Source organism: Nannocystis bainbridge (genome assembly GCF_028368995.1).
Taxonomy (GTDB): domain Bacteria; phylum Myxococcota_A; class Polyangia; order Nannocystales; family Nannocystaceae; genus Nannocystis; species Nannocystis bainbridge.
On record NZ_JAQNDL010000001.1, the window covers coordinates 3,431,422 to 3,457,314 of the forward strand.

At 71.6% G+C, this 25,893-nt stretch carries 21 protein-coding genes; 8 read left to right on the forward strand and 13 right to left on the reverse strand.

Features of this window, described 5'->3' with window-relative positions; all coding sequences use genetic code 11:
* Window positions 1-40 precede the first annotated feature (40 nt).
* The 7 genes from POL25_RS13455 to POL25_RS13485 all read right to left on the reverse strand — a co-directional run bounded on the left by POL25_RS13455 (window position 41) and on the right by POL25_RS13485 (window position 8,610).
* Window positions 41-1,708 (reverse strand): hypothetical protein, encoded by a 1,668-nt coding sequence (locus tag POL25_RS13455; RefSeq protein WP_272086388.1) that lies wholly within the window; start codon window positions 1,706-1,708, stop codon window positions 41-43.
* 75 nt (window positions 1,709-1,783) lie between these two features.
* Window positions 1,784-2,989 (reverse strand): DUF4215 domain-containing protein, encoded by a 1,206-nt coding sequence (locus tag POL25_RS13460; RefSeq protein WP_272086389.1) that lies wholly within the window; start codon window positions 2,987-2,989, stop codon window positions 1,784-1,786.
* 89 nt (window positions 2,990-3,078) lie between these two features.
* The gene (locus POL25_RS44300) at window positions 3,079-4,695 is read right to left on the reverse strand and encodes a bifunctional aminoglycoside phosphotransferase/ATP-binding protein (protein ID WP_272086390.1); all 1,617 of its coding nucleotides are present in this window, start codon (window positions 4,693-4,695) and stop codon (window positions 3,079-3,081) included.
* A 111-nt stretch (window positions 4,696-4,806) separates the two neighbouring features.
* Complete coding sequence (locus POL25_RS13470) at window positions 4,807-6,288, reverse strand: esterase/lipase family protein (protein ID WP_272086391.1); 1,482 nt, start codon at window positions 6,286-6,288, stop codon at window positions 4,807-4,809.
* Between the two features lie 9 nt (window positions 6,289-6,297).
* The gene (locus POL25_RS13475) at window positions 6,298-7,131 is read right to left on the reverse strand and encodes a hypothetical protein (RefSeq protein WP_272086392.1); all 834 of its coding nucleotides are present in this window, start codon (window positions 7,129-7,131) and stop codon (window positions 6,298-6,300) included.
* Between the two features lies 1 nt (window position 7,132).
* Window positions 7,133-7,768, reverse strand: a complete 636-nt coding sequence (locus tag POL25_RS13480; RefSeq protein ID WP_272086393.1) for a peptidoglycan-binding protein — start codon at window positions 7,766-7,768, stop codon at window positions 7,133-7,135.
* Between the two features lie 302 nt (window positions 7,769-8,070).
* On the reverse strand, window positions 8,071-8,610 hold the full coding sequence (locus tag POL25_RS13485; protein WP_272086394.1) for a hypothetical protein: 540 nt from the start codon (window positions 8,608-8,610) through the stop codon (window positions 8,071-8,073).
* 119 nt (window positions 8,611-8,729) lie between these two features.
* Between POL25_RS13485 and POL25_RS13490 the strand changes: the two genes are divergently transcribed.
* The 3 genes from POL25_RS13490 (at window position 8,730) to POL25_RS13500 (ending at window position 13,598) form a co-directional block, all read left to right on the forward strand.
* The gene (locus POL25_RS13490) at window positions 8,730-10,979 is read left to right on the forward strand and encodes a type VI secretion system Vgr family protein (protein WP_272086395.1); all 2,250 of its coding nucleotides are present in this window, start codon (window positions 8,730-8,732) and stop codon (window positions 10,977-10,979) included.
* Complete coding sequence (locus tag POL25_RS13495) at window positions 10,966-12,252, forward strand: hypothetical protein (protein WP_272086396.1); 1,287 nt, start codon at window positions 10,966-10,968, stop codon at window positions 12,250-12,252. Before POL25_RS13490 ends, POL25_RS13495 begins: the two co-directional genes overlap by 14 nt.
* Before the next feature lie 197 nt (window positions 12,253-12,449).
* Window positions 12,450-13,598, forward strand: coding sequence for a hypothetical protein (locus POL25_RS13500; RefSeq protein ID WP_272086397.1), 1,149 nt, complete (start codon window positions 12,450-12,452; stop codon window positions 13,596-13,598).
* A 177-nt stretch (window positions 13,599-13,775) separates the two neighbouring features.
* Here POL25_RS13500 and POL25_RS13505 read toward each other — a convergent pair whose 3' ends face one another.
* Genes POL25_RS13505 through POL25_RS13515 form a run of 3 tightly spaced genes read right to left on the reverse strand, consistent with a single transcriptional unit; the run spans window position 13,776 to window position 17,439 of the window.
* Window positions 13,776-14,831 (reverse strand): hemin-degrading factor, encoded by a 1,056-nt coding sequence (locus POL25_RS13505; RefSeq protein WP_272086398.1) that lies wholly within the window; start codon window positions 14,829-14,831, stop codon window positions 13,776-13,778.
* A 38-nt stretch (window positions 14,832-14,869) separates the two neighbouring features.
* A complete protein-coding gene (locus tag POL25_RS13510) occupies window positions 14,870-15,484 on the reverse strand; it encodes an HmuY family protein (RefSeq protein ID WP_272086399.1) in 615 nt (204 codons plus the stop codon).
* Complete coding sequence (locus tag POL25_RS13515; RefSeq protein WP_272086400.1) at window positions 15,481-17,439, reverse strand: TonB-dependent receptor plug domain-containing protein; 1,959 nt, start codon at window positions 17,437-17,439, stop codon at window positions 15,481-15,483. The genes POL25_RS13510 and POL25_RS13515 overlap by 4 nt, the downstream gene beginning before the upstream one ends.
* 118 nt (window positions 17,440-17,557) lie before the next feature.
* On the opposite strand from POL25_RS13515, the gene POL25_RS13520 reads away from it, so the two are divergent.
* Window positions 17,558-17,956, forward strand: a complete 399-nt coding sequence (locus tag POL25_RS13520) for a hypothetical protein (RefSeq protein WP_272086401.1) — start codon at window positions 17,558-17,560, stop codon at window positions 17,954-17,956.
* Window positions 17,957-18,159: 203 nt separating this feature from the next.
* Here the strand turns inward: POL25_RS13520 and POL25_RS13525 are convergent, their stop codons facing one another.
* Window positions 18,160-18,915: a TetR/AcrR family transcriptional regulator gene (locus POL25_RS13525; protein ID WP_272086402.1), complete on the reverse strand. Its 756-nt coding sequence runs from the start codon at window positions 18,913-18,915 to the stop codon at window positions 18,160-18,162.
* A gap of 136 nt (window positions 18,916-19,051) precedes the next feature.
* Between POL25_RS13525 and POL25_RS13530 the strand changes: the two genes are divergently transcribed.
* From POL25_RS13530 to POL25_RS13540, 3 genes are all read left to right on the forward strand, one after another.
* Window positions 19,052-19,693 carry a DUF2306 domain-containing protein gene (locus POL25_RS13530; RefSeq protein WP_272086403.1) on the forward strand — a complete coding sequence of 214 codons (642 nt, stop codon included), beginning with the start codon at window positions 19,052-19,054 and terminating at the stop codon, window positions 19,691-19,693.
* 227 nt (window positions 19,694-19,920) lie between these two features.
* Window positions 19,921-20,871 (forward strand): ribulose phosphate epimerase, encoded by a 951-nt coding sequence (locus tag POL25_RS13535; protein WP_272086404.1) that lies wholly within the window; start codon window positions 19,921-19,923, stop codon window positions 20,869-20,871.
* Window positions 20,872-20,909: 38 nt separating this feature from the next.
* Window positions 20,910-21,848: a hypothetical protein gene (locus tag POL25_RS13540; protein WP_272086405.1), complete on the forward strand. Its 939-nt coding sequence runs from the start codon at window positions 20,910-20,912 to the stop codon at window positions 21,846-21,848.
* 230 nt (window positions 21,849-22,078) lie between these two features.
* On the opposite strand, the gene POL25_RS13545 is transcribed toward POL25_RS13540, so the two are convergent.
* Entirely contained in the window at window positions 22,079-22,855 is a 777-nt protein-coding gene (locus POL25_RS13545) for an MmcQ/YjbR family DNA-binding protein (protein WP_272086406.1), read from the reverse strand.
* A gap of 87 nt (window positions 22,856-22,942) precedes the next feature.
* On the opposite strand from POL25_RS13545, the gene POL25_RS13550 reads away from it, so the two are divergent.
* Window positions 22,943-23,569 carry a DUF1295 domain-containing protein gene (locus tag POL25_RS13550; protein WP_272086407.1) on the forward strand — a complete coding sequence of 209 codons (627 nt, stop codon included), beginning with the start codon at window positions 22,943-22,945 and terminating at the stop codon, window positions 23,567-23,569.
* A gap of 52 nt (window positions 23,570-23,621) precedes the next feature.
* On the opposite strand, the gene POL25_RS13555 is transcribed toward POL25_RS13550, so the two are convergent.
* Complete coding sequence (locus tag POL25_RS13555; protein WP_272086408.1) at window positions 23,622-25,127, reverse strand: cytochrome-c peroxidase; 1,506 nt, start codon at window positions 25,125-25,127, stop codon at window positions 23,622-23,624.
* Window positions 25,128-25,893 lie beyond the last annotated feature (766 nt).

Consider the following 25,893-nt stretch of genomic DNA (forward strand, 5'->3'; position numbering starts at 1 on the left):
ACATGCCCCGAAGGACATGTCCCCATGGCAAGGCCCGCGCTCAGCCCTCGGCGCGCCAGCCGCGGAGCAGCGGCGGGTGGCCGCACGAGGCTCGCGAGCGGTAGCGCAGCTTGCCGGCGACCCCGGCGATCGCGGCCTTGTGGGCCTCGTAGTCGTCGGCCGCCAGCAGCAGCCCGACCTGGCGCTCGCCCTGCGAGCGGACCTCGCCGAGCAGCAGCGAGCCGAGGCCGCCGGCCAGGGCCGTGCGCAGCTCGGGCGCGCCGACCTCCGGGCTGTCCTCCGCGACCGTGTAGAGCTGGACATAGACCTGCGAGCAGGTCTCGTCGCCGGCCCGCGGGCTGCGGCGCGGCAGCAGGTCCTGCTGGGCCGCGTGGATCTGGCCGTCGTCGTACAGCGCCAGCGGGGCCGTCGCCGCCGGGCCGCTGCGCAGGACCGCGTGGTACGGCGAAGCTGTGCCATCGGCCAACAGCAGGTTGGCGTTGACCCACAGCGACCCGGCGTCGTCGCGGCCGATCGCCCGCGGCGACGGCGTCATCGCGCTGGCCGGCGCCGGATCGGAGGCCCACGTGCCGGCGGTCTGGTCCCAGAACCAGCTCGAGGCCAGCTGCACCGGCGCCAGCTCGACGCGCTCCCACGTGTCCCAATCGCCGCCGGCGTGGATCCGCCACAAACTGTCGGCGGGCCCGCTCTCGTCGACCACGGCGAAGATCGCCGGCTCGGGCGTCTCGACCAGCGACACCACCGAGCCGCGCACCGGCGGTGGGTCGAGCAGGTGCCACGACGTGCCGTCGAAGCGGGCCACGTACGGCACCATCTCTTCGCCGATCTCGACCCCGTCCCCCACCAGCACCTGCCCGCCGCTCTCGACCAGCGTCGCCACCTGCTTCGGCGCCCGCGACTCGAGCCCCGGCAGCGGCGCGAAGATCCCCGTGGTGTCGCTCGGGCCCCAGCGCATCATCCCCGACAACATCCCCGGCAGCCCGCCAGCGTCGGCCGGGCTGGCGGCCACCGACGCGAACAGCTCGCCGCTCGGCAGCCCCGCCACCCGCGACGGCCGCGGCGCCTCGCGCAGGCTCGCCACCTCGAGCCGCGGCCGGGCCGGGCGCGCGCCGTCGTCGTCGAGCACCACCAGCGACGGTGCCCCGTCGCCGCCCGCGAGCAGCGCGATGGCGTCGCCATCGGGCCACGTCGCATAGTCCATGTAGTAAGCCCCCGGGGCGCTCGGGTCGGGCTCGTGCGGCGCCCATGAATTCTCACGCCGGCGATACACCCGGTGCGCGGGATCGGCCCCGGTGCGAGCGACCGTCAACCACAAGTCGTCGTCGCGCCCGCCGATCGCGCGCACCTGCCAGCTCGCCTCCGGCTCGGCCGCTTGCAGGCCGTGGAGCCAGGATGTCTCTTGGGCCAGGTTGTTGTCGGACGCGGCGCGGGCCAGCAGCACGCCGCCGGTCAGCACGACCTCGCCGTCGCCGAGGCGGTGCAGCCCGATCGGGCCGCGGCGGGTGGCCACGGGCTGCAGCTCGACCTTGATCGTGCGCGGGCCGATCGGCTCGTCGTCGAGGGCGGCGTCGGGCTTGGTGCCGACGGTCGGGCTCTTGGTCGGTGCGGCCGTCTTGACCGGCGCGGGCGCGTGGGTGTCGCACGCGCTCAGGGCGAGCGCGACGAGCAGGGCGGTTCGCGCTGGGCGCGGGCTGGGGTGGGCTGGCATCTTCGCTCCCGCCCATCGTACCGAAAAATCTCGTCCGCGCGCGGCGCCGTGCGACCCGAAGCGCGCGCGGGCGCACTAATCGGCGTGGAGCACCACGCGCTCCCAGTCGACGCTGCCGTTGAGGGCGAGCGTCGCCCCGCAGCGGTAGCCGCCGTTGATCGTGCCGCCGCCGGTGTGGAAGCACAGGCGCCGCTCCGGGTTGACGTTGCCGGTGTCGCAGCTGTTGCGCGTGATCGGGTCGCCCTCGACCGCGAAGCCCCACGAGTACGCGTCGCTGTAGTACCAGCCGGTCCCGTTGGCCACCGTCGGCGTGTTGCTCTGGCCGGTGTCGGCCGTCACCAGCGCGCGCGGCCCGTGGGCCAGCAGCGTGTACGTCCCGCTGCCGCTCGGGCGGCACGCCAGCATCAGGTTGGCCTTGCCGCACTGCTGGAGGATCTGCGGCATGGACGTGCCGTTGTGGCCGAACTGGTCGACGTAGCAGACCTCCCAGCCGACCACCGACGCCGACTGCACGTTCTGCTGCGGCCCGAACGCGTTGTACTTGTTGATCACCGTCTTCTTGCAGTCGGGCTCGCAGCCGTCGCCCGGGACCTGGTTGCCGTCCTCGCACTCCTCGGTGCCGAGCCACAGGATGCCGTCGCCGCACACCGCGTTCTTGCAGCTCGCCGTGCACGCGTCGGTGTTCTCGGCGTTGCCGTCGTCGCACTCCTCGACGCCCATCATCACGATCCCGTCGCCGCAGCCGGCCAGGGCGCACAGGCTGGTGCACGCGTCGGCGTCGTCGGCGTTGCCGTCGTCGCACGCCTCGAGGCCGACGTGGACCACCCCGTCACCGCACTCGGCCCCGGTGCACATGTTGGTGCAGTCGTCGCCGTCGATGCCGTTGCCGTCGTCGCACTCCTCGGTGCCGGCCAGCACGAAGCCGTCGCCGCAGGTCGCGAACTTGCACGAGTTGGTGCAGGCGTCGTTGTTGAGCACGTTGCCGTCGTCGCACAGCTCGCCCGGGTCGAGCTGGCCGTCGCCGCACTTGGGCCCCCCGGTGGTGTTCTGGCTGCCGCTCGCCTCGCTCGTGCTCTCGGTCTCGTCCGCGGTCGTCGAGCTGCCGGTCGTCGTCGAGGTCGAGGGCGGCTCGGTGGTCGTCACCTCGGGGCCCGTGGTCGTCGTCGTCGTCGACGGGGCCGTCGTCTCGGTCCCGACCGCGCCGGTGTCGAGCTCGCTCCCCTTCGCGCACCCACCCGCCGCCGCGCCGGCCAGCAGCGCCCCAAGCCAAAGCCTTCGCATGCTTCAACTAGACCATTCGAGGCCCGGCTTGACAACGTTCGCGACCGCGCGCGCGCGGTCGCGCCATCGCCTGACCCGAAGGACAGGCGCTACCACAACCCGGCCGCGCGCAGCTGCTGCAGCGCCCGCTGCAGCACCTCTTCGGGCGGCCCCCCGCCGTCGATCTCCGCGGCGATCGCCGCGTGCTCGGGGCGCAGCGGCTGCCACGCGGACCGCGCCTGCAGGTACACCGTCACGTCCGCGTCCGACACGTCACCTGTCCTGCGGGACAGGCGCTCGCGGACCGTCGCCTCGTCGGCGGTGCACACCAGGATCTGCGCCGGCACCCCGAGCGCCTCGGCCAGCGCGACGAACGGGGCGCGCTGCGAGTCGAGCTTGAAGTTGGCGTCGACGACCACGCGCTCGCCCTCCGACAGGCGGGCCTCGGTCAGCTCGCGGCAGACCTCGTAGGTGCGCTCGGTCCACGCCGGCGTGTACACCGAAGCGTCGGCCGGGGCCTCGCTCGGCAGGCCCGCCAGCTGCTTGCGGACCGCGTCGGAGCGGACCCACGAGAAGCCCTCGCCGGCCAGCGCGCGCGCCAGCGTCGACTTGCCGGTCCCGGGCAGGCCCATCACCAGCAGCAGGCACGGGGCCAGCGCCGGCGCCTGCAGCTCGCGCAGGGCCAGCAGCAGGTAGCGGCGGGCTCGCGCCTCGGCCACCCGCGCCTCCGCCTCGGGCACCTCCGCCTCGCGGGCCTTGAACGCCTCGACCTTGGCCCGCACCGTCGCGCGGTAGGCCACGTACAGCGGCAGCAGCGCGCGCCCCTCGCTCGCCTCGTCCTCGGGCGCCGCCGCGAAGTAGCCCTCGGCCAGCGCGTCGGCCAGGTCGCGCCGGCCGACCTCGCGCAGGTCCATCACCAAAAACGCCAGATCGGCCACCGGGTCGGCGCAGCGGAACTGCTCGCCGAACTCGATGCAGTCGATCACCAGCAGGTCTTCGGGCGCCTCGCGCTCCGGGGACCAGTACACGTGCTCGAGCCGCAGATCGCCGTGGGTGTCGCGCGGCACGTGCCGGCGCGCGCGCCCGTCGATCGCCGCGTGCCCGCGGGCCAGCGCCTCCTCCGTGGCCCGCTCGACCCGCGTCAGCAGCTGCTCCGTCACCACCCCGAGCCCCGCCAGCTGCACGAAATTCTGGCGGCAGTTGCCGGCCACCGCCGCGAACGTCGCCCACGCCGACACCGCCGGCCCGCGCCGCGCCCGCGCGTGGAAGCCCGCGATCGTCGCCCCGAGCCGCTGCATCAGCCCCGCGTCGGCCTCGCCGGCGGCCACGCGCGCGCCGAGCCGGGCCGCGTCGGGCAGCCGCCGCATGTGCACCACCCAGTCGACCACCTCGAGGTCGCCGCCCTCGTCGAGCTCGCGGCCGACCTTCAGCGCGTCGTCGATCTGTACGACGGGCAATGTCCCGAAGTACACGTCAGGCGCGAGCCGGCGGTTGAGCTCGACCTCGAGCTGACAGAAGTGGCGCCGGCGCGACAGCGTCGAGTAGTCGAGGAACTCGAGGTCGACCGGCTTCTTCAGCTTGTAGACGTCGTCCTCGACCAGGAACACCACCGAGACGTGGGTCTGGACCACCTCGACGCGGACCCCCTCGGCCCGCCCGAAGGCGCGGGGATCCGAGAGGGCTTCGATCAGCGCGGCGAGCTCCATGGCGTCCTCGAAGGCTGCCACGGCCGGCCCCCGCCCGTCCATGTGCGAGTGTCACGATCGCACGCTCCCGCGATCGCGTATCGCCCGATGACGGCGACCTCACGCGCTCGCCGGGCGCCGCGAACGCCGACCTCACGGCAGCAGCCGCAGCGCCTCGAGCCGGCGGACCACCCGTTGATTGACGTCGGGCACGAAGCAGGTCGAGTGCTCGTGCGCCCCGACGTCCTCGGCGAGCGCCAGCCGCGGCGGCGCCGCGCCGGCCCAGTGTCCGCTCACGCCGGCGTCGAGCCCCTGGGCGCTGACGATCGGCACCGTGCCGTCGCCCCCGCCGGCCACCGGCACCGCCCGGCGCCCCCGCGGCAGGTCCCAGCGGTACGCCGTCTCGGTCGCCATGCCCCCGGCGTACAGCATGAACGTGCGCGGGTGCGCGTAGCCGGCCAGCATGCGGTGCAGCGCTTGCGCGCAGCCGACCCCGCCCCGCAGCGTCGCCCGGTAGACGTCCCACCGCGCCAGCGCCCGGGCCGCGCGGGCCCGGTCGGCCCGCAGCCGCATCTCGTGGAACTCGGGGAAGCGCCCGTCCCACTCGTCGTCGAGCTGGATGAGCCGCGCCTCCGAGGCCCGCGTCAGCGCGTCGGGCGCGTCGCCGAGGCCCTCGCCGAGCAGCGTCTGCAGGTCGGCCGCCGGCAGCTCCGGCACCACGCTGCGCGGCCCGCCGGACAGGTACTCGGCGTAGATGTCGGCCGCCGGGGCCACCTGTCCCGAAGGACCGGTGAGCCAACCCTCGTAGACCTGGTTCGGCATCAGCTGCAGCGGCCCCTCGGTCCCGCTCATCAGCATCGTGTAGCCCCACCAGGTCCCGCCGAGGATCCCGGCGAAGATCTTGCCCTCGAGCCCGGTCGCCCGCTCGTTGCCGAGGCCCTCGACGAACCGGCGGTAGGCCACCACCGCGCCGTTGCACGGCTGGACCACGTGGACCACGCCCTTGACCAGGTTGGCGACGCCGCAGCCGGCCGGCGCGCAGGCGTAGCGGGCCACCAGCCCGCCCATGCTGTGCGTCACCAGCACCACCTTGTCGACGCCGTGCTTGTCGAGCACATAGCGGATCCGCCGCGCCAGCAGCGTCGCCCCGTTCGAGACCGTGCGCCGCCAGTCGTAGCCGAACGCGTACACCGGGTGCGCGCCGGCGGCGTAGGTCCCGCTGTTGAACGCGACCTCGAGCGCCTTGAGGATCGCGTAGTAATAGCCCTGCGACACCCCGCCCCAGCCGCGCTGGCGGCCGTAGAAGCCCGGGTCGCCGTTCGGATCGACCGCGCGCCAGATCTTCTCGAGCTCCTTGTCCCACGCGATCGAGTCGCTGAGGACCTCGCCGATCCCGGTGTGCACGCTGAGCAATTCGGCCGCCCGCTCGGCCGAGCGCATCGACCAGCCGATCAGGTTCTTCTTGCTGTCCGGGTCCCACAGCTCGTTGTGCGCCGTCAGGCGCAGGCGCGAGCCCATCACCCCCGGCACGAACACGATCGGCAGCGGCTTGCCGGTGCGCAGCGTGTTCTCCTTGCCCTGCTCGAAGATCCGCGCCGCCTCGATCTCGCGCACCGTCAGCTGGTCGTCCGCCATCCCCGCTCCTCAGTGTCGCGCCACGCTGGCGACCATCGCCGAAAACCCCGCCGCGCCGATCGCCTCGCGCTCGCGCTCGACCACCACCAGCCGCAGCGACAGCCCCGGCGCCGCGGCCACCCGCGCCCACGTCGATCCCAGCACCGTCCCGTACGGGTCGCAGCGGTCGAGCCGCCACGCGCCCCACACCGCCTCGGCGCTCGCCAGCAGCGTCTCGCCGGCCGCCAGCGGCACCACCACCAGCAGCTCGTCCGGCCCGGCGCCGCCCCACGCCTCGAACTCGGGCGCCCCGGGCATGTCCGAAGCGCCCTGGTCCAAGAGACAGATCACGAGCTCGCCGGCGGCCGCGAACCGGTACACCCGCGGCGGCCGCAGCCACGTCGGCAGCGCCAGCGGGGCCCCGAAGGCCCGCCGCTCGGCCCAGCCCGGCGGCAGCGAGCCGCCGCCGACGGCCGCGACCAGGGCCATGAACACGGTGTCGGCCCACTCGCGCGCGCTCTCGAAGCGCAGCGTCCACATCCGCCCCAGCGGGTCGCGCAGGGCCGCCACCCACACCCCGCCGACGATCTCCGGGTCGGTGATCGCCAGCGTGTGGGCCGGCCCGAGCCCGGTCTCGACCTGTCCTTCGGGCCAGCCCGGGTCGCCGCCGAGGGCCCGCGCCGCGCTCCTGCGGTTGGCCGCGATCAGGTCGGCCGGGCGCACGTCGGCCGGCAGCAGCTCGGTCTCGATCGTCAGCCGGTCCGCATCGCCGCCGCCGGCCTCCTCGAACACATAGCCGGTGCGGTCCTCCAGCTCGTCGGGCACGTCCACCGCGTACGGGTCGCACAGTCGCAGCACTTCCACCTCACATCCCGTACAGCTCGCGCAGCTTGGCCTGCGTCGCCGCGTCGAGCTCGCCGCTCGCCGGCAGCCCCTCGCGCAGCTGCAGGCCCCACAGCGCCAGCGCCGTCGCGTCGTCGAGATCGCCGCTGACGCGCCCGTGATAGAGGCCGAGCTGCCGCAGCCGCGCCTGCGCCCCCGACACCTCCGACACCGGGTCGAGGTGCCCGAGTCGCAGCCGGTACATCAACTTGCGCTCGGGGAACTCGACCACCGCCTCGGTCGCCTGGCTGCCGATCGGCTCGACCAGTCGTCCGTCGCCGTCGGTCACGCCCTCGCGGACGGGCTCTTCCATCCCTGTCACAAAGAACCTGTACGAAGCGCCAGCCACCGGTGCATCGCCCTCGACGAACCGCAGCCGCACCTCCGCGGCCGCCGGCGCCAGCTTGAACCTGTGCGACGCCCCGGTGGCCCGCGTCTCCCACTTCGGCGGCGGCTCCGGCACGAACAGCGCGTCGCCCGGCAGCAGCGCGCTCGGATCGCGGGCCCGCTCGCGCAGCGCCGCGTTGTTCGGGTGGTCCCACAGCTCGCGCCAGTCGACGCCGAGGCGCGCCGCGATGCTCCCCGCGCACTCTCCCTGCGCCACCCGGTGACTCGCCATCGCCCCGCCACGGTATCCGCCCGCCCCGCCCGCCGACAAGCCGGACCCGCCGCGCGCCCCCGCTCCGGGGCGCCTCCGCGCCCCGCGAAACCGCGCACGCAAATCATATGTCCCTTCAGACATGTCCATGAGGACATTCGATAATCACGCCCTGCGAGATCTCGCCGGACCGACTCACGCCGCTGCACAAAGGCAGAAGCGAGAGCAGCCGTCCGCTGCAGCGCGGCTTGCGAGCGTCGCCCGCAGCCCACACCGGCGGGCTGATTCGACCTCGACGATCGTGGTCCCGAACTCGCCCGCGCTCACTCGGCGGCCGACCACATGCTCGCGCCGCGCTTCGGGAACGTGACCTTGCACGACCCTGGCGGCAGCCCGCGCACCACCGCCTTGCCGTCGACGCCGAGCGAGCCGCGCAGCTGCCGGCCGTCGGCCAGCTCGATCACGTACGGCTCCCACGCCACTGGTGCCCCGTGATCGTCGACCAGCTCGAGCCCGATCCACTCGGTCTCGACCAGCTTCGTATCGCCCTCCTCGGCCGCCGGCTCGCCCGCGCTGCGGCCCGCCTGACCGGACTCGCGCGCCGGCGCCTCGCGCTCGTGGACGATCTGCCCGCGCCGCAGCAGATCGATCAGCACCGTCTGCAGCGCCGCCCGCTCCAGCCGCGACGCATCGATCGCCGCCGCCGCGAACACCAGCCCGCGCAGCGCCGCAGCGGACTCGGGCGTCAGCGCCAGCGCCTCGATCGTGCGCGCTGCGACCTCGCGGCTCAGCCCCGCGCCGCGGCCGGCCGCGAACCACCATTGCTCGCCGAAGCGCCCTGCGATCGCCACCCGTCGGGCCACGCCGCGAATCTACACCAGCCGCCTCGCGCCCGCCGCGATCGAGACCGCGCCGCGCTCTCGCGCGCCTCACTTCGACTCGCCGGCCGCTCGCCCGCGTGCAACACTGCTGCCGCGCCGCGATGAACGATCACGCCTCGGACGACCGCAGCGGCCTCCTCGCTGCCACGCGCTACAGCTTCACCTGCAAGGGCACCCAGGGCGTCGTCTGGCACGTCCGCCGCTTCGACCTCGTCGAATCGATGTCCGAGCCCTACCGCCTCCACCTCGAGATCCTCACCGACGACCTGTCCGTCGATCCGGGCGACCTCCTCGGGGCCGAGTGCGACTTCTTCATCGAGCGCGACGTCGCCGCCCGGGCCGTCTACGGCGTCGTCGCCCGCATGCAGGAGCTCGGCGTCGTCACCGACCGCCTCGTCCTCGGTATCGACCTCGTGCCCGCGCTCGCCTTGCTCGGCCAGGTCGTCAACACCCGCTTCTTTCAGGAGCAGAACGTCCCCGACATCCTGCGCCAGGTGTTGGAGCCCGGGCTCGAGCTCGAGGGTCGGCGGCTGCGCCTCGACCTCGACGCCGCCGCTTACGAGCCGCGCGAGTACTGCGTCCAGTTCCGCGAGACCGACCTCGAGTTCGCCGCGCGGCTCATGCAGGAGGAGGGCATCCTCTACTACTTCGAGCACCCGGTGAACGGCGGCCCCGAGGTCCTCGTGCTCGCCGGCGGCAGCGACCGTTGCAAGCCGCTGCCGCTCGAGGGTGGGCGCGAGCAGATCGACTACCTCGCGCGGCAGACCGGCACCGCCCTGCGTCAGTCGATCGACAGCCTGACCCCGACCTGGTCGCTGCGGACCACCTCGATCGTCCAGCGCGACTTCGACTGGCTGCACCCCAGCGACTCGCCGTACCAGCGCGAGCGGCGATCGAAGGACCCTCGCGGCCGCGACCGCGAGGTCTACGACCACGACGAGCTGCGGCTCCACCGCGACGACGGCGTCAAGCGGGCCAAGCGCAAGCTCGAGCAGCAGTCGGCCCAGACCCGCGTGTACCTCGGGACAGGCGACGTCACCGAGCTCGCGCCCGGCCACACCTTCACCCTCCTGGGTCACCCGCAGCCGCAGCTCGACCGCGAGTACCTGCTCGTGCGCGTGCGCCACCGCGGCGCCGCGCCCGAGGAGGACATGTACGCCAGCGCCCGCGGCGAGACCCGCTACGACAACGAGTTCGAGGCCATCCCCGCCGACGTGCCGTGGCGGCCCGAGCCCACCCTCACCCGTCCGCGCGCTCATGGGCCGCAGACCGCGATCGTCGTCGGCCCTGCCGGCGAAGAGGTGCACACCGACGAGCACGGGCGCATCAAGGTCCATTTTCACTGGGACCGGATCTCCCCCTTCGACGACACTGCCTCTTGCTGGATCCGCGTCGCCCAGAAGTGGGCCGGTCCATCGTGGGGCGCCGTCTTCATCCCGCGCGTCGGCATGGAGGTCCTCGTCGAATTCCTCGACGGCGACCCCGACCGCCCCGTCGTCACCGGTTGCGTCTACAACGGCCAGAACCGGCCGCCTTACGACCTGCCGCAGGAGAAGACCAAGAGCACGATGAAGTCCGACTCCAGCCCTGGCGGCGGTGGTTCGAACGAGATCCGCTTCGAGGACGCGGCCGGGGCCGAGGAGATCTTCATCCACGGTCAGCTCGACATGAACACCGACGTCATCCGCGACACCACGCGCAAGAGCGGTCGCGACGACTCGAGCAACGTCGGTCGCCACCAGAAGGACGCCGTCGGGGTCAACCGCACCGCCAGCGTCGGCAACAACGAGACCATGACCGTCGGCGTCGACCAGTCGCTCACTGTCGGCAACAACCAGACGATCAGCGTCGGCGTCAACCAGAGCCTCACTGTCGGCTCGATGCAGAACGAGACTGTCGGCGCCAACCAGACGATCAGCGTCGGCGCCAACCAGAGCTCGACCATCGGCGCCAATCAGTCGACCACCGTCGGCGCCAGCATGACCCTCAGCGTCGGCGGCTCGATGAGCGTGACCGGCGGCGGCAGCAGCACCACCGGCATCGGCGGCAGCAGCAGCACCACGATCGGCGGCAACGACACCACCAGCGTCGGCGGCAGCAGCACCACCAACGTCGGCGGCGCCACCACGATGACCTTCTCCACCGCCCACGACCTCAACGTCGGCGCCGCGCGGACCACCAACATCGGCGGCGGCGACACCCTCAACGTCACCGGCGCGCTGAAGATCACCGCCGCCTCGATCACGCTCTCGGCCGGCGGCTCGACCATCGACATCGGCCCGGGCGGTGTCACGATCTCCGCCGGCGCGATCGTCTCGATCACCGGCGCCATGGTCAATGTCAACACTTAGCCGACTCGCCTGCGCGCTCGCGTGGATGGCCGCCTGCGGCCCCGCGGCGCCCGGCGAGAGCAGCGGCTCCGACACCGAGGTCACCACCGCCGAGGTCACCACCTCCGAGGTCACCACCTCCGTGGTCACCACCTCCGGCGATGCGCCGACCACCGGCGGCGGGCCGCTCGACTGCGACGCCGTGTGCGACGCGCCCTGGACCTTCGAGGGCCACCTCTCGATCACCCCGGAGCTCGACCCGGCGCAGTTCGAGTGCATGCGCGAGGTCACCGGCAACCTCCACCTGACCGGCTTCACCGGCCCGCTCCCGACCCAGCTGCGCGCGCTCCAGCGGGTCGGCGGATTCATGGTCGTGTTCGCCAACGACGGCCTCGCCGACCTCGCGGGGCTCGAGTGCCTGCGCCGCAGCGAGGCCCTGTTCCTCGAGGAGAACCCCGCGCTGGTCGACGTCGCTGCGCTCGCCGGCATGGAGGCGACCACGTCCCTGGCCGTGCACCTGTGCGACGCCCTCGCCGACCTCTCGCCGCTGGCGAACCTCACCGGCGTCCGCCAGCTCAGCTTCCGCTCCGACCCGGTCCTCGCCACGCTGCCCGCGTTGCCGGTCGGGACCGTGCTCGACCGCCTGACGGTCGAACATTGCCCCGCGCTGAAAGACCTCGACGCCTTGGCCGGCGTCCGCGGCACGCCCCTGGTGATCCAGCTGCTGCGCTCGTCCGGGCTCGTCAGCATCGCCGGCCTCGGCGGGCTGTGGGACGCGGGCGATCTGTCGAGCGCGATGTTGATCTTGCACGACCTCCCGCAGCTCGGGTCACTCGCCGGCCTCGAGGCCCTGCCCGCCGCCGGCACGCTCGAGCTGTCCGCGTTGCCGCAGCTCGACTCGCTGGCGCCGCTCGCCGGCCTGCGCGCGGTCGAAGAGCTGCAGCTCCACGATCTCCCGGCCCTGAAGTCGTTGGCGGGCATGACCGGCCTCGAGCGCCTCGGCACCCTGCAGATCGGCCGCTGCGAGCCCGACAGCGGCCTCCCGATCGTCGATCTCGCCGGCCTCGACGCGGTGACCGAGCTGCACGCGATCCACCTCGACGACAACCCCGCGTTGCAGTCGCTCGCCGGCCTCGACGCGCTCGTCACCGGCCCTGACGAGGTCATCGCCGTCGACAATCCCGTGCTCGATCCGGCTGCGTTCGCCGCCTTCGTCGCCGCGCACGCCGTGCCCACCAGTTGCCACAGCCCACCCGGGGCGTGCAGCTGCGACTGGGCCGACGCCGTGCCGTGATTCGCCCTGCCACGGGCATGCCTGGTCTCCTGTCGTGACCCGGCGCGGCGGGTCCGCGACGAACGTCCCTCCTTTCCGCGCCCGTGCGGGCCGCCTCGGTGCAAATGTCCTTCGAGACAGGTTGCTCGGGGCAGCATGCGGCCGCCGGTCCGTGAGGTCGTGTTGCGCGGCGTGGCGTCGCCGCGTATCGTCGCGGCATGGCTTGGGCGAAGCGATTGTCGTTGTGTCTCGGTGCTCTCTCGGCGTGCGATCCGCAGCAAGGCGGGACCTCGGCGTCGGCCGGCGAGACCACGACCTCCACCGACGCATCCACGACGAGCGGCACGGACGCCTCGACCGCCGGCACCGAGGCGACGACCGAGGCCACGCCCACCACCGGCGAGCCGGGCGAGCCGCTCGGCTGCGCCGACGTGCGCTGGGCCTACGACGTGGCCAAGTTCCAGGCCATCAGCGACCTGGCCGTCGACTCGCGCGGGCACGTGCGCGCCACCCTGAGCGGCGCCGAGGTGTTTCGCGTGCTCGACCTCGACACCGGCGGCGTCGAGGTCGGCGCGTTCGAGGTCTCGAGCGTCGACGCTTTCGTCCGCTGGGGCGGGCTCGACGGCGACGACAACGTGGTGCTGCAGGTGCAAGAGGACGGCCCGCAGTGGCCCCGCGACTGGGTCCGCAAGTTCTCGCTGGACGGCGCGCTGCTGTGGGAGGTCGAGTTCGCGGCGAAGAGCGACGGGTTCCCGGTCGGCCGTCCGGCGCCCGGCCCCGATGGTTCGGTGCTGGTCTCGCGCTCGGGCTCCCTTCACAAGTTCGCCGCCGACGGCTCGCCGGTGTGGGAGCAGGCCAACCTCGACGGTCTGCAGCCCTTCGCGGTCAACGCGGCCGGCGTCAGCGTCGCATGGTTGCTGGCGACCAAGATCGTGCGCGTGCTCGATCCCGCCGGCATCCCGCTGTGGCAGGCCGAATGGGGCCAGGAGGGGCTGGCCGATCGCTTCATCGTGCTCGACGGCGCCGGCGACGTCGTCGTCGGCGAGCAGCACCACGGCCTGGCGCGGTTCAGCGGCGACGGCGCGCTCGCGTGGGAGAAGACCGAGGCCGAGCTCGGGCTGCGGATCGACGGGCTGGTGATGAACGAGGCCGGGCAGCTGGCCGTGCTCGGCCTCCCGGACACCGGCCCGCAGGTGGTCGTGTCCTTCGGCCCCGACGGCGCCGAGGTCGGCCGCCGCGCTTGCACCCAGCTCTCCCACGTCGGAGAGCTGGCGATCGACGCCGCGGGCCGGGTGACGATCGCCGGCTACGACTTCATCGCCGAGAACGGCCAGTTCGACTGGTGGATCGTCGCGTTCGACGGTTGATGTGTTCTCAAAAACATGTCCATTCGGACATGTCATAAAGAACACGTCACCACGGACAGAGCCCGGAGACATGTCTCTTCGGGCATAGCCCGCTCGGCCCGTCACATGTCCCTTCGGACATGTGCCGGAGGCTCACGGCGGAGGACGCGCGGCTCGGCGCCGCGCGTCTCCTGGCCCTCAGGACAGGTTCGAAGCCGCCTGCAGCGTGCTCAGCAGTTCGCGCCAGGCGGTCAGCTCGGGGCGGCCGGGTTTGCGCTCGCCGAACAGCAGGGCGATGTTGTCGCCCGCGGCGTCGAACAGCTCGAGCGAGGTGACGACGCCGTCGTCGGTCGGCTTGTCGACGACAAAGGCGCTGGCGACCAGGTCGCGGCGGAGGTGGAGGTTGAAGCCCGGGTCGAGCACGTTGATCCACGGGCCCATCGGCACGATCTTGCGCACGGGGCCGGTGTGGATCTGGATGCACCCGGGGCTGCCGACGAAGATCATGATCGGCAGCTCGCTGGCGGCCGCGCTGTTCAGGACCGCCTCGATGCTGTCCGTGGCGACCGGGCGGACGAAGCCCTCGGGCGCGAGGCGCATCGCCTGCAGGCGCGCCACCCCGGACTTGCGCAGCAGGCCGAAGAACTCGTGGGTGTCGCGCAGGCCCCGCCAACCGGCCTGAAACGCCGCGACGTCGACCTCGGCGTCGGGCGTCTCGGCCTTGCGGGGCGGCCGCGGGGTCAGGCGGATCGTCGGCTCCTGGTGCTCCGCGCGGAAGATGTCGACGAGCTGGCGGTACTCGGCCAGCTCGGTCTTCTCCTTGGCGTAGATCTTGTGGACCGCGTCGCCGTGGGCGTCGAAGAAATGCAGGCTCTGCTTGCCGTCCTCGTCGACCGCGAACCCGTGGGCCCACTGCGACAGGAAGATCCGCAGATCGATCGGCCCGTCGCCGTGCACGATCCCGTGCGGGCCCGAGATCTCCGGCTCGGTGTACTCGCCGGTCTTCTCGTGCACGGCGCTCTCGTTGCGGGTGAGCGCCATGACCTCGCCGAGCAGCGGCAGCCGGCGCAAGATGGCCGGCCAGTCGTCGATGAGGCGCACGGTGGTGGTGCCGCACTCGGTCGCGCGCAGCTCGGCCTCGCTGACGCCGAGGCGGGTGGCGGCGTCGCGGATCCGCAGCTTCGGCTCGCTGGCGCGGAGGTCACGCCAGGCGTGGGCGAGGTTGTTCGAGGGGGTCGGGGTGGCAGGTTGCATGGCGGGGTCCGTCGCGGCTTTCAGAGTATGGATCGGGATCAGGGCAGCGCTGCCCAGCGGAAGCTGACGAACCCGGGCGTGCCGGCCTCGTCGTAGAAGCCCAGCATCTCGAGCTTGAAGTGATTGCCCTCGGGCGTGCGGACCACGTACACGCGGTCGGCCTTGGGCGCGAGCGTGTGGTCCATGATGTTGTAGTCGAACCAGTTGTCGAAGGCGTAGCCGGGCTCGACGTTGGCCATCTCGCCGCCGGTGCCGGGGCCCTGGGCCTCGTCGGCGATCCAGCCGTCGGCCGGGACGGCGGTGACGGCGTCGAAGCTGGTGCCGTCGAGGATCGCGACCTCGACGCCGCCCTTGCCCGAGGTGCCGCCGTTCGACTTGACGTTGAAGCGCAGCGCCGCCAGGTCCCACACCTGGTCGTCGTCGGCGTCGGCCGGCTCCACGGCGCCCTTCGACTCGAAGTCGAAGTACGTCCACGCCTCCTCGCTGGTCGAGTCGATGATCGACTCGTAGCTGCCGTCGCCGAGGTCCTCGGTGACGACCGGGCCGTCGGTCGGCAGCTCGTCGCCGTCGGTGGTGTCGGAGGCCGAGCTTTCGGTGCAAGCGGGCAGGGCGGCGGCGGCGAGCGCCAACGAGAGCAGCAGGGGGCGGGTCATGGCTTACGTGTCCTTTTGGGCAGGTCGGTGCGGATGCGGGCCGAGATCCCGCCGTAGAACAGGCGGGGTACCAGCGGCAAGTAGGCGGCGTCGCCGGCGTTGAGCAGGTTGTCGACGCCGGCGAAGAAGGTCAGCTTGCCGCCGAGGATGTCCTGGGCGACGCGCACGTCGAGGTTGGCGTACGGCGACACGCGCAGCGGCTCCTCGACGCCGTCGCCGTCGTTGTCGCCGTAGTAGAACTGCTTGCCGAACACCGCCGTGCGGACCTGGGCCGAGGTGCCCCAGCGCGGGTGCTTCCAGCGCACGCGCGCGCTCGAGTGGTGCATCGGCCGGCCGGGCAGGCGCCGCTTCAGCTCGAGGTCGCGGGCGTCGGTGAACGTGTAGCTGACCTCGGCGTCGACCATGTCGGTGAACTTGACCGCCAGCGCCGCCTCGACGCCCTGGCTGCGCGCCGCGCCGACGTTGGTGTACTGGAACGCGTTGTCGGAGCCGAGCATCAAGGTCGTCGCGTCGAGCGCGATCAGGTCCTTGAGGCGGTGGTGGAAATAATCGAAGGTCAGGGTGCGGCCGGGCGACAGCCGCCAGGCCACGCCAGCGGTGGCGCTGCGCGCCGTCTCGGCCTTGAGCTCGGGGTTGCCGGTCACGCGGTAGCCGGCGGCCGGGTTGGCGAACGCGAGGTAGAGCTCGCGGAAGCTCGGGGCGCGGAAGCCGAGGCCGGCGCTGGCCCGCAGCGTGAAGCTCTCGGCCGGGTCGATGCGGAACGCCAGGCGCGGCGAGCCGTAGCCGCCGAACTGCGAGTCGAGGTCGAGGCGCACGCCGGGCACGACGATGATCAGCGGCTTGAGGGCGATCTTCCACTCGTCCTGGGCGTAGAGGGCGAACCGCTGGCGGTCGGACGAGGCGGTGGCGAGCCGCGGGGTCGAGAGATACTCGAGCTGGGTCTCGATGCCGGCGCTGAACAGGTGACGGCCGGCGATCATGTGGTCGTACTGGGCGCCGAACTGGCCGAGCGTGTCCTTGGTGCGCTGGGCCTGGTCGAGCGCGCTGGACTTGCGCTGGTCGAGCACGAAGTTGTCGTCGAAGTGGGCCAGGTGGGCGACCAGCCGCAGCCGCGCGGGCGCGTCCCAGGTGATCTCGGGGATGAAGCTGACGGATGTCGTTTGGGTCAGGTTGTTGCGGTCGAACACCGCGCCGGCGGCGTTGCTGTCGATGCCGTGGAGGTCGCGCCGCTGGTAGTCGGCGATGAGGCCGAGGTTGACGTCGCGGCGCACGCGGAACTCGGTCCGCTGCGAGGCGTTGAAGGAGTGGCCGCGGGCGCCGGTGGTCGAGGGCGTGCTGCGGTCGCGGTCGAAGCCGGCGGTGTAGTGCCAGCCGGCGCTCCAGCGGGTGCTCCAGCGCCCGCGCGCCCCGCCGATGGTGGCGCTCAGGTCGGAGGTGTGGAAGCTGCCGTAGCGGGCCCGCGCGTCGACCTCGAGCTTCCGCGAGGCCCGGCGGGTGATGATGTTGATGACGCCCGCGATCGCGTCGGCGCCGTACAGCGAGCTGCCGGGGCCCTTGACGATCTCGACCTGGGCGATGTCCTCGGCCGGGAAGCGCGAGAGGTCGAGCACGCCGCCGACCCTGCCGGTCGCGCGCTGACCGTCGACGAGGATCAGCACGTACTTGGAGTCGAGGCCCTGCATCTGGATGCCGACCCCGCCAGCGCCGGCGAAGCTGCGAATGATCTGCAGGCCCGGCTGCTCCTCGAGCACGCCCGCCAGCGTCTCCGCCCCCGAGGCCTCGATCGCGGCCCGGTCGACCACCCGCGTCGACACTGCGACGTCGCCGATCGCCTGCTCGGTCCGCGCCGAGGTGACCACCACCGTCTTGCTCTCCTTCGGCGGCCGCACGTCAGGCCGCTCCCGTCGCGGCGGGGCCGCGTGCACGGGGGTCGCGGTGGTCGCAGTCAGCAGCATGGCGAGCAGCGGCAGCGCCGATGGAAAATGAAAACTGATTTCAAATTGATCGACAGCCACGCCGTGGGCGTCAAGACCGCGCGCCGTGATGTTTCTCCTCATTGATAATCATTATCATTTGCACGAGAAAACCCGCGCGGCCGGCGAAGCGGCGATGAAGGCGGGCGCGCGCCGGGAGCGACGCTTCGTGCTCGCCCTGGTGGCGATGCTGCTGCTGGTGCCGCCCATCGTACGCGAGCTTTATCCGCTCTCGCTGCCGTCGATGTTCTCGCGGGCAATCGTCCGCCTGGCGGTCTACGAGGCGAGAGATCCTCGCGGAGCGCCGGCGCCGCTCGAGCCGCTGCGCCTGCACGTGCCGGAGTGGCACGACCCGCCCGTCCGCACGCTCGGTCGTGACGGCTACGGCCGCCGCAAGCCGACCAGCGTGCAGGTGCTCGGCGAGGTCGCCAGCGCGGCCGAGGTCCAGCGCGTGGTCCGCTGGGCGCTGCGCCACGACCCGTCGCTGCCGCCGCCGTGACGGTGACGCCGACGGTGATGGGCCGCGACGCATCCGGCGCGCTGGCGGTGCTGTCGCGGGCGGAGTGGACGATCGCGCGCTGACCCACGGCGACATGGTCGATGCGACATGTCCCGTGAGCCATACCAATCCCGGCGATGTCTTTACGACATGTCCCATGAGACATGCGTCGCGTCGCTCGCGACGGCCCCTGGCGCGGCTCGTCAGCAGGTCCGGCCGCGGCTGCGCACCTGGGCCGCGAGGCCGTCGAGCAGGCGCTGCAGGCCGAACTCGATCTCGGGCGGGAGGCCGCCCTGGACCGGCTCCGCCGCGAATACGGGGCCGCCGAACACGGCCGCCAGCGTCGGGTAGCGCGACACGTCGACCAGCGACACGACCATGCGCTGGTACTCGGCCTCGGCGCGGGCCGGGTCGGTGGCGCCGCGGTACATGTCCTGCTGCGCCTGGCTCATGCCGCGCACGGCGGACACGGTGAACATCGCGGCCGACATCGCCTCGAGGCCGTCGAGGCCGCCCGCGGTCATCGCCCGCAGCAGCCGCTCGAGCCAGGCGAGCTGGTTGGGGCCGAGCGGCGGGTGGTCGAAATGCAGGCGCAGCAGCCACGGGTGGGCCGCGAACACCCCCCAGAGGTCGGTCGCCCACGCCAGCACGCTGGCCCGCCAGTCCTCGCCGCGATCGGCAGGCGGCTGGCCGACGACCGCGTCCGCCATCGCCTCGAGCAGCAGGTCCTTGCTCGGCACGTGGTTGTAGAGCGACATCGTCGTGTAGCCCAGCTCGGCCGCGACGCGCTGCATCGACACCGCCGCGAGCCCCTCGGCGTCCGCCAGCGCGATCGCGGCCTCGACCAGGCGCTCGAGGCTGAGCTGCGCCTTCGGCCCGCGACGGCCCGGTCGCCCGCGCCCCCACAGCAGGTCGGCGCTGCGCCTCAAGTCGTGCGAGTCGTCGTCGTCGGTCGCCATCCGGCCCCGCGGAGGGTCCGCGTTTTAAAACTATGTACGTGATACATTAAATCATGTACGGTCTACATAGTTTTCTCTGAACGGAGCCCTGATGCCGCCCACGCCCTCCTCCTCGCCCCTCCGCCGTTCGCCTGCGATGCTCGCGCTGACGCTCACGGCGCTGGCGTTCCTCGCGTTCTCGCTGCCGCCCTACCTGTCGCTGGACCCGGCCCGCTCGCGCGTGCCGCCGCCGCCGGGGGTGCCCGGCTACTTCGCGGCCCTGGTCGTGCACGTGACCTGCGGGGCGGTGGCGATGGCGACCTGCTGCCTGCAGATCTGGCCGTGGCTGCGCCGCCGAAGCCCGGCGGTGCACCGGCTCGTCGGCCGCGTCTACGTGCTCGCCGGGGTGGTCCCGAGCGCGCTGGCCGGCATCTACGTGGCCTGCCACTCGCCGTTCGGGCCGCTCACAGGCGCCAGCAGCCTGGTGCTCGCGCCGCTGTGGCTGACGGTGACGACGATGGCGGTGCTGCGGGCCCGCCAGCGCCGCCTGGGGGCGCATCGGCGCTGGGCGATCCGCAGCTTCGCGCTGACGATGTCGATCGTGCTCAACCGCCTGCTCGTGGTGCCGGTGTTCGTGACCCTGTACCTGCTGTTCGGCGGGGACGACGAGGCGCGGCTGCAGCAGATCGGCGCACCGATCGTGGCCTGGTCGAGCTGGATCGTCGCGCTCTCGCTGGCCGAGCGCCACCTGCGACGCGAAGCCAGGTCCTCGCGGCCCGACGCACGCGCGCTCGACTGAAGGCCGCGGGCGCACGAAGTTTTATGGCCTTTGAGACAGGTCATAAACCGCAAGGCTCAGCGGTAAACCCGATCATCTTCGCTCGAAAATCCCCATTAACTAACCATCGTTTTATTTCTTTTAATATTTAAGTGGGCCATACTGACGGAATGATGAGTTTGAGCGCTTCGCGCCATCGCCTCGTCCGCGCCCCCTCGATCTGGCGAAAGGGACATGTTTTTAAAAACATGTCCCTTTGTTTCACTGCAGCGGTCGCGCTGAGCGGCTGCGTGTCGCGGCCGGGCGACTTCGGGGACAGCGCCACCGAGGCCGGTGACCCGACCGGCGACACCAGCGGCGCGGCGACCTCCGCACCGGGCACCTCGACCGTGACGAGCACCTCGACCGTGACGGGCGCGACGAATCCGGGCACGACCACCGGACCCGACGACGAGCCGGTCCCCAGCACCACTGACTTTCCGTCGAGCACCGGCCACGACTTCATCATGCCGCTCGACGGCGGCGGCCTCGGCAACGAGTGCGATCCGTTCGCGCAGGACTGTCCCGTGGGCCAGAAGTGCATGCCCTACTCGGGCGACGGCGACCACGCCTGGGAGAGCCTCAAGTGCGTCGAAGTCGTGTCCGACCCCGACGGGCTCTACGAGCCCTGCGAGGTGTTCGGCTCCCCGGTCAGCGGCGAGGACTCCTGCGACGTCGGCCAAATGTGCTGGGACGTGGAGGACGGCGTCGGCACCTGCGTCGGCCTGTGCACCGGCAGTCACGACGCTCCGACCTGCGCCGATCCGTCCTCGACCTGCCACCTCAGCTCCGACGGCGTGATCGCCCTGTGCCTGAAGCCCTGCGATCCGCTGCTGCAGGACTGTCCGGGCGGTGATCTGTGCATCCCCTCGCCCTCGAACCCCGGCACGTTCGTCTGCATCCTCGACGCCGGCGGCGAGGAGGGCCAGGCGCTCGACCCCTGCGAGTACGCCAACGTCTGCGACCCCGGCCTCTACTGCCTCGACCCGGCGCTGGGCGCCGAGTGCGACCCGCAAGTGATCGGCTGCTGCCTGCCGTTCTGCGACATAACGCTGCCGAACACCTGCCCCGGCGCGGGCCAGGAGTGCCTGCCGTGGTGGGGCGACGAACCGGCCCCGCCCGTGCACGCGAACCTCGGGGTCTGCAGCCTGCCCCAATGACCATGCCCGTTCCGACATGTCCTATGAGACATCCAAACATGCAACTCCGCGTCCTCCCGCTGCTGCTCGTCACCGCCTGCTCCCCGCGCCCGCTCGGCGACACCGAGACCAGCGCCGGCGGGACCACCACCACCGGCTCCGGGACGACCGCCAGCACCGCCTCGCCGCCCAGCCCGACCACGGGCACCGCCGATCCGCCGCCCGGGACGACCGGCGGGCCCGACACGGCGGAGACCCTCACGGACGGCTCGACCGCCCCGCCGGACAGCTCCGGCAGCGAATTCATCGCACCGCCCGACGGCGGCCCGTCGACCAAGGAGTGCTATCAATGGGCGCAGGACTGTCCCGAGGGCCAGAAGTGCATGCCCTACTCGGGCGACGGCGACAACGCGTGGGAGAGCCTCAAGTGCGTCGATGTCGTGCCCGACCCCGACGGGCTCTACGAGCCCTGCGAGGTGTTCGGCTCCCCGGTCAGCGGCGAGGACACCTGCGACGTCGGCCTGATGTGCTGGGACGTGGTCGACGGCAAGGGCAAATGCATGGGCATGTGCACCGGCAGCCCCGACAAGCCGGGCTGCACCGACCCGGAGGCGTCTTGCTACCTCACCGCCGACGCCGTGGTCACCCTGTGCTTCCCGCACTGCGATCCGCTGCAGCAGGACTGCGAGGCCGACGAACTGTGCCTCCCTCTACCCTCGGGCGATGCTTTCATCTGCGTCTCCGACGCCAGCGGCGAGGGGGGCCAGACGTTCGACCCCTGCACTTACATCAGCGCCTGCGACGCCGGCCTCCTGTGCCTCAACCCGGAGCTGGCCGTCGAGTGCGACCCGCAGCAGATCGGCTGCTGCCTCCCGTTCTGCGACACCTCGCTGCCGAACACCTGCCCCGGCGCGGGCCAGGAGTGCCTGTCATGGTGGGACAACGCACCGCCCTCGCCGGAGCTCGCCAACCTCGGGGTCTGCAGCCTGCCCCAGTGACCATCTCTTCTTAAAAAGAGAGACGACATGTCCCACGAGACATGTCTTCATGTCACTCCGCGCCCTCCCGCTGCTCCTCGTCCAAGCCTGCTCGCAGCGCTTGGGCGGCGACTTCCGGGTTCACCTGATCGGGGTCCACCTCGACGATCGATCCGCCCTGCGAAGGTCCGTGAGCGTCACGGGCCGAACGCATGCCCCCAAAGGACATGTCGCAGCGAGAGACCGCTGCGTCAGCCGCGGCGCTTCGCCGGCTTCGCAGCGGCCGTCTTCGCCCCCGCTGCCTTGTTCGCGCCGGCTTGCTTCTTCGCCCCCGCCGCCTTCTTCGCGCCCGCTTGCTTCTTCGCGCTTGCCGCCTTCTCCGCGCCGGCTTGCTTCTTCGCCCCCGCCGCCTTTGCGCCCACTGCCTTTGTGCGCGCCGCCTTCTTCGCGCTCGCTTGCTTCTTCGCCCCCGCCGCCTCTGTGCCCACCTCCTTTGTGCGCGCTGCCTTCTTCGCCCCGGCGGCCTTCTTCGCCCCGGCGGCCTTCTTCGCCCCGGCGGCCTTCTTCGCCCCCGTCACCTTCGCGTTCCCAGCACCTGCCCCTTCGGGCATGCCCTTACGACCAGGTCCCTTCGCACCTGTCCCCGCAGACATGCCCCTCGGGCCACCCGGCTCCATCGCCCCCGAGAGCTTCTTCGGCGCCACCGCCCGATAGCTCTCCGCCAGCCACTCCGCCAGCAGCCCGATCGGCAGCGCCTCGGCGACCGAGAAGCTCGCTGTCACCCAGCCGCTCTTGCCGAGCCCGTAGCCGGTCGGCGACGCGAACGGCAGCAGCAGCGCCGCCCCGTGCGACGCCGGCAGCTTGACCGACAGGGTCAGCGTCCCCGCCTCGCCGCCCATGAACAGGAACGCCTTGCCGCGGACCTTCACCGCCGTGTGGCCCCACGGGAACTCCTCGACCGCCTCGGGATAGGCGAGGGCCAGCGCCCGCACCTGCTCTGCTCCGGCTCCGATCGCCTGCTTCGTCATGATCGCCTCGCGCGCGGTTTCACCCCTGGGGTCTCACGCGCGATGCACCCTGTCAAGCGGCCGTAATTCGCTACCATCCGCGGCGCCATGCGTCCGCCGCACAAGTTTTACATCGACACTCACAAGGGCGCCACGGCCCTCGCCGTGCTGGCCCTCATCGCCGGGTACGACGCCTGGCACAACGAGACCGCGTGGATCTACCTCGCCCTCCACGGCACCTACGGCCTGCTGTGGATCTGGAAGAGCCGGCGCTTCCCCGACAAGCAATGGGAGCAGGCGGTCACGCCGGCCTACGGCCTGCTCACGTGGTTCACGCTCACCCTCTATTGGGTCGGGCCGTGGATCATCGTCCGCGACGACCTCCACGCCGCGCCGTGGCTGCTCGCGCTGTGCGTGGCGATGTGGGGCCTCGGCGTGTTCCTCCACTTCGCCGCCGACATGCAGAAGCACATGCACCTGAAGCTCGCGCCCGGCACCCTGCTCGTCGACGGCCTGTGGTCGCGCTCGCGCAACCCCAACTACCTCGGCGAGCTGCTCATCTACAGCGGCTTCTGCCTGCTGTCGCGCCACTGGGCGCCGATGCTCGTGCTCGGCGCGATGTTCTTCGGCGTGTGGCTGCCCAACATGCTGAAGAAGGACGCCTCGCTGGCCCGCTACCCCGGATTCGCGGCCTGGAAGGCGCGCACCAGCCTGATCATCCCGGGCCTGCTGTGAGCGAAACACACGAGGACCGGGCCGCACCGCCGACCCGGCCCTCGCGTGCACCTCACGGGTCGACCAGCAGCCCGCTCGGCACGCTGGCGGGGACCAGGTGCGAGAAGTCGGCGCCGTTGTCGTCGCTGAGCGCGTGGAGGAACTGGACCAGGTTGTCGAGCGCGAGCGGCCCGCCGATGTCCACCGTGTAGAGCAGCGGGTCGACGCCCGCGGCGATGATCGCGTGGCGGTTCTCGAGCATCTGCGAGTGCATCGCCACCTCGTCCACGCTGTCGCTGATGTCGTAGCCCAGCAGCGACAGCACCGGGAAGCGGTAGTGACGCAAGAAGTCCTTGATGTCGTTGTAATGGCTCTGCCGACCCCAAGGCCCGGTCAGCATGACGTTGCGCAGCGGCGGCGTGCGCCACGCGTACTTGTCGGCCGTCTTGCCCGACAGCCGCATGCGCCCGAAATCGTCGAGCCCGCCCGGCCCGTCGCCGCCCGGCACCGTGCCGCCCGGCCCGAATTGCGGCGCCAGCGTCTTGTGAAAGTCCTCGTCGGTGAACGCGTTGCCGGCGTGACAGGACGTGCAATTGCCCTGATCGGGGTTGAGGAAGCGGCGCGCGCCCGCCAGCTGCTGCAGGCTCAGCGCATTGTCGTCACCCGGGATGAGCCCGCCGGTCGCGGGGTCGATGCGGCCGACGAACCGGTCCCACGGCGTATCGTTGGAGAAGAACGCGCGGAACTCGTAGGCCGCGATCGCGTTGCCCGCGTAGGCGAAATGCATGTCCTCGAACGCGACGCCGGGGTAGGCCGCCTCGAACATATCGACATATTCGGGGATCGACCCGAGCCGCCCCATCATCTTGCCCCACGCGCACAGCATCAGGTTGAACGCCGGGTTGTCCTGCGGACATTCGGTCGTGAAGTCGTTCTCGCCGGGGAAGCCGAGCATCTCCTGGTCGGTCACCTGCGGCATCATCGCCTGCCCGGCCGCCGCCCGCATGTCGGGGTCGAAGGCGTCGTCCTGCCAGTCGAACGGGATGAACGGCCCGCCCAGCGGCCGCACGTAGCCGTCGTCGCCGAGCGGCACCTTGTGATCGACCGCCAGGCCCTTCTGCAGCTTGTGCAGGTTCCACAGCGGCTGCGTCGTGCGCCCGCCGACGGCCGCGCCGAGCCGCGCCGGCCCGATCCCGACCCCGTGGACCCCGCGGTTCATCGTCAACCGATCGGTGGTGCCGAGCCGCGGATGATGGCAGGTCGAGCACGACACGTCGCGGTTGCCGCTCATGATCTTGTCGTAAAAGAGCGCCTCGCCGAGCTCGAACAGCTCGTCCGAGACCGCCGGCGGCGGCTCGAGCGGCTCGATGCCGTTCTCGTCGATGAGGTCCCGCACCTCCGCGATCAGCAGGTGCTTCAGCAGCGACGTGCTCGGCGCCACCTCGTCGGCGAGCTCCGCGGGCCCTTCCAGCGCCTCGTTACTCACCGCCTCCTGCGTCGCGCTCACGTCCTCCACGTCACACGCGAAAGCCGCGACCATCGCCATCGATACCACCACCCCGATACGCTGATTCGACATGGATACTCCCACGATTCGGCTGCGTCGACCCGTCAGGCCGCGCGCCGAGGTTGTCTCACCCGTCAATGTGCCACCGTGAGGCCCGCCCCCCGCGAACCTCACGCCTCACGCTTCACGATTCACCATACACCCTCGCCGCGGCCGTGCCCGACGCGCGCGCACCTCCGCGGCGATCCTCTCGCATCGAGGTCCGCGCGCGCCCGCTGCCGTCGCGCCGCCCCGATGTCCTCCCATTCTCCCCGCTCGCCCGCTCCGACAACCTTCATGCCGGATTTCGCAAAATCCTTCACGGATTTTTTTTCGGCCCCGAAAAATCGCAGCATCGATACTGCCTACATGGCCCCCGATGTCTCGCGGCGAGCTCCGACGATGTCGCGCCATTTCGATGACACGCAGCGGCCGCGGGCGACGCCCGCCCTCGCGCCCGCCGCACCTGCCCGCACGCGCATGTCCGGGGGCACGACACTGCCCCCAATCACCGCCCGGGCGGTCGGAGCCGCGGCGGTGTCACACCCGCCGTCGATTCGCCGCGCGAGCCCTCGCCTGCACCCACATGAACCACGATCCGCAAATGCTGGCATGCCGTCGAGCTCTACGATTTCGGCAACAATCGCGCGCCCCGTCGGCGGGCCTCGCAACACATCATTGGCGTCACGAGACGCCGAACGGATCTCGCAAAATTTCCGCGTCCCTCGACTCACCGGCGTGAGCCGCCACCCTCGCTTTCCCCCGCGCCTCACCCCCGCATTCGGCGCACATCCGCTCG

Bases quoted from the DNA above. Each gene is read 5' to 3' on its own strand.
- POL25_RS13455 (WP_272086388.1), bottom strand. From the start codon at position 1,708: ATGCCAGCCCACCCCAGCCCGCGCCCAGCGCGAACCGCCCTGCTCGTC.
- POL25_RS13460 (WP_272086389.1), bottom strand. From the start codon at position 2,989: ATGCGAAGGCTTTGGCTTGGGGCGCTGCTGGCCGGCGCGGCGGCGGGT.
- POL25_RS13470 (WP_272086391.1), bottom strand. From the start codon at position 6,288: ATGGCGGACGACCAGCTGACGGTGCGCGAGATCGAGGCGGCGCGGATC.
- POL25_RS13480 (WP_272086393.1), bottom strand. From the start codon at position 7,768: ATGGCGAGTCACCGGGTGGCGCAGGGAGAGTGCGCGGGGAGCATCGCG.
- POL25_RS13490 (WP_272086395.1), top strand. From the start codon at position 8,730: ATGAACGATCACGCCTCGGACGACCGCAGCGGCCTCCTCGCTGCCACG.
- POL25_RS13495 (WP_272086396.1), top strand. From the start codon at position 10,966: ATGTCAACACTTAGCCGACTCGCCTGCGCGCTCGCGTGGATGGCCGCC.
- POL25_RS13500 (WP_272086397.1), top strand. From the start codon at position 12,450: ATGGCTTGGGCGAAGCGATTGTCGTTGTGTCTCGGTGCTCTCTCGGCG.
- POL25_RS13505 (WP_272086398.1), bottom strand. From the start codon at position 14,831: ATGCAACCTGCCACCCCGACCCCCTCGAACAACCTCGCCCACGCCTGG.
- POL25_RS13510 (WP_272086399.1), bottom strand. From the start codon at position 15,484: ATGACCCGCCCCCTGCTGCTCTCGTTGGCGCTCGCCGCCGCCGCCCTG.
- POL25_RS13515 (WP_272086400.1), bottom strand. From the start codon at position 17,439: ATGCTGCTGACTGCGACCACCGCGACCCCCGTGCACGCGGCCCCGCCG.
- POL25_RS13525 (WP_272086402.1), bottom strand. From the start codon at position 18,915: ATGGCGACCGACGACGACGACTCGCACGACTTGAGGCGCAGCGCCGAC.
- POL25_RS13530 (WP_272086403.1), top strand. From the start codon at position 19,052: ATGCTCGCGCTGACGCTCACGGCGCTGGCGTTCCTCGCGTTCTCGCTG.
- POL25_RS13535 (WP_272086404.1), top strand. From the start codon at position 19,921: ATGTCCCTTTGTTTCACTGCAGCGGTCGCGCTGAGCGGCTGCGTGTCG.
- POL25_RS13540 (WP_272086405.1), top strand. From the start codon at position 20,910: ATGCAACTCCGCGTCCTCCCGCTGCTGCTCGTCACCGCCTGCTCCCCG.
- POL25_RS13545 (WP_272086406.1), bottom strand. From the start codon at position 22,855: ATGACGAAGCAGGCGATCGGAGCCGGAGCAGAGCAGGTGCGGGCGCTG.
- POL25_RS13550 (WP_272086407.1), top strand. From the start codon at position 22,943: ATGCGTCCGCCGCACAAGTTTTACATCGACACTCACAAGGGCGCCACG.
- POL25_RS13555 (WP_272086408.1), bottom strand. From the start codon at position 25,127: ATGTCGAATCAGCGTATCGGGGTGGTGGTATCGATGGCGATGGTCGCG.